Source organism: Geofilum rubicundum JCM 15548, from assembly GCF_000974365.1.
Classification (GTDB): Bacteria; Bacteroidota; Bacteroidia; order Bacteroidales; family Marinilabiliaceae; genus Geofilum; species Geofilum rubicundum.
On sequence record NZ_BAZW01000127.1, the window covers coordinates 1 to 2,958 of the forward strand.

A 2,958-nucleotide genomic window follows, 5' to 3' on the forward strand; every position below is an offset into this window, starting at 1 on the left:
TTCTCCCTCACATACAACGGCCTGGTCAAAACCGATGGTGGCTACCGGTTCAGGATAAACCGTCAGTGCCAATGTTTCTTCATCGGTACAACCATTGATATCTTCAACCAAGACAACAACCGTGTAAGTACCTGCCGGTAATGCCGGAGTTGTATAAGTGGAGGTCGCTGATGGACCGGCAGTTCCTACCGTATTATTGCTGGCATCCAGAACTGTAAAGGTATATGAAACACCGCCGCCGGCTGAATAGGATCCTGTTGATCCTTCACAAAATTCGGTATCACCGGTCAAGGTGGCAGTAGGCAAAGCGTTTATTACGACATCCGTGGTAGATGAAAGACTGTTACAAGAACTTGCGTCAGTAACAACCAGCGTATAGGTGCCATCCATAGCAAGCGTGGCCGGATCAATGGTCGGATTCTGTACCGTGGCTGTAAAACCATTGGGACCCGACCAGGAGTAGGCCAGGGTTCCAGTACCAGAACTGGCAGAAGCACTTAAATTTATTATCCCGCCATCACAAACCGGACCATCATTGGCAACGACATCAATCACCGGTCGCGGAGTTACCCCGACCGTTACACCGGCTGTTGAAGAACCACAACTGTTATTATCAGTAACTACCACTTCGTATAAACCGGCATCTGAAAGATCAGCGACAGGAATCGAAAGTGTGGAGGATGTTTCACCAAAAGTAGTAGCCCCCTTACTCCATGTATAAGTGTATGGGCCTGAACCACCGGTAACACTTGCGGTAATGCTTAGCGGACTGGCCTCACATACATCAAAATCAGTGGGTAACGAAACAATTGGATTTTCATTAACAGCAACATCAAGAGTTTGAGACTTAATACATCCTTTTATATTTTCAACCGTTAAAATATAGGTTCCATTATGATTGGCACGTAAAGCATTTGTAATAACAGGATTTTTATCGGTGTCAATTGATCCATTAGGATACTCCCAAGAATAGCTAACCATGTCATCAATACCAGGATATAACAAAATTGTCTCTCCCTCACAGTATGAGGACTTATCGCTAGAAGGAAGAGGATCTGGTAAGGCATTAACTGTTAATTCTAATTCACCATTCATTAATGCAGGGCAACCATAACCAGTATTTTCTGCCCTAAGAGTATAAGTACCTTCTTGAGAAACAGAAAATGATAAAGAATTACCATTACTACCATCAGCAATATCAGAAAACCCGCCATCACGAAATAAGGTATATCGCACATTATCTTCTGAGTTATCCAAAACAATAGTTGCACTTTCAAGAGAACAAATCTCTTTATCTTGCAATCCATCGTCAAAAGTTAAATCATAGGTAGTAGGAGCCTTCAATACTGTAGATACATCAGAAACACTTGTACTCCTAAAATTGGTTGCAGTCAATTGGTATATGGTAATTACTAATGTTTTACCATATAATTCTGTAGGCATTAAATAAGGATGAAAATAAAATTCCTTAGACATACCACTACCACTGGAGGTAATAACACCTCCAATAACATTACCATCATTTACTACCTCCCACTCAAACTCAACGGTAGAACCAAAGATTGTCCAATCACTATTAGGTTCTAAAAGAACAGGATCAGTCGAGTTACTACAATAACTAACTTCTAAACAATCTATAGTCCCCTGGACACCTGCCAGCTTGATATAATCATCCCACCTTTTATCCATAAGAGCCTCATCAGCGGCTTCGCGTATAGCTTCTATACCACTAGGATTCTCTCTTTCCTGCGCATCAATCGAGTCAACGCTTGAAGCAAGAATTGCGATAAGTAAAATTATCTTAAGTAAAAATCTTTCAATCATAACCTATCAATTAGGGTAAGACAAGTTTATTTGGCTTGACATTAACATGCAAAATTAATCTAATTCGCCTATTTACAAGGCGTACGAGCCATTATTCCGCTTCAAAATTTTGTAAAAATCAAAAAGCCAAACCTCTTTGGGATGGGAAATGATCTTTTACGGAAAAACGGTCGCATTAAATCAGGAACACTGAGCCCTCATGAATTTGATAATCAAGCCAAGAACGACCCGAATAAAACAAATACAAGGAAATAAATCACTCAAAAATCATCCTCTTTAGAACAATTATAAATTCCTAAACATTTTTTACGTTATTACATTAAATAAGTTTCAAAACACTGTATTTACAGACGTTTTTAATAATCTGACTTCGAAAAATTAAAAGTTTGGTACCTGTTTCACATTTTTAATTGTTGATAAAGCTCTGGCTTTTCATCCAAAGCAATCTTGGCAATTTTCAAATAATCACTGACCCATTCCTGGAGCACCTTTAATTTTTGCTTTTTTGCAGCTGTCTGCTTCTTTGACTCCTTCTTGCTTTGTTCACATAGCAAAGCTACCGAACGCAACTGATCCAGTTCCTTCATCATTCCCTGTATGTCTTTGCGTCCAATTCCATATTGGGTCAGCATTTTTAACCAACGCTCCTCTCCCAGTAACCTGTTGCCAAACAGCGCCACTTGATTCATCCAGGCATCCAGATTGGTCATTCGGGGACCATCCAATTGCAAGGCCTTACTTATGATCGCATCCTTATCAAATGCAATTCGCGCAATTTGCAACATCTTCATATAGCTTTTGCGCACCAAAGCATACAGCTTTTTTCTTTCATCATGCGCCCTCAGCTTTTCCTGTATGGCATCTTCCTGCATTTGACTATAGGCCAACACGTCTTTGTAATGTTGCTCCCCTTCCCTTAAGCGATCTTCACTATAGCCGAAGCGACTTGTAGCCGTCAAGATATTGGAATCGCCCAGCGAATTCCCAATTAAAGCAGCCACACGGCTTATGTATTCATCAAACGATAGTTTTGAAAAATGCATCGTTTATAATTTTATTCTATACTTAATTTGACAAATATATATTAAATATTTTTTAACAAGCAATAATTCAATAAAACTTTTTAAATTATTA

Annotated in this window: 1 protein-coding gene and 1 pseudogene; both read right to left on the bottom strand. The window is 39.5% G+C overall.

Features of this window, described 5'->3' with window-relative positions:
• A pseudogene (locus tag JCM15548_RS21850) lies at positions 1-1,824 on the bottom strand (hypothetical protein); the annotation flags it as partial.
• A gap of 398 nt (positions 1,825-2,222) precedes the next feature.
• Positions 2,223-2,867 (bottom strand): PQLLE family protein, encoded by a 645-nt coding sequence (locus JCM15548_RS20245; protein WP_062129007.1) that lies wholly within the window; start codon positions 2,865-2,867, stop codon positions 2,223-2,225.
• Positions 2,868-2,958 lie beyond the last annotated feature (91 nt).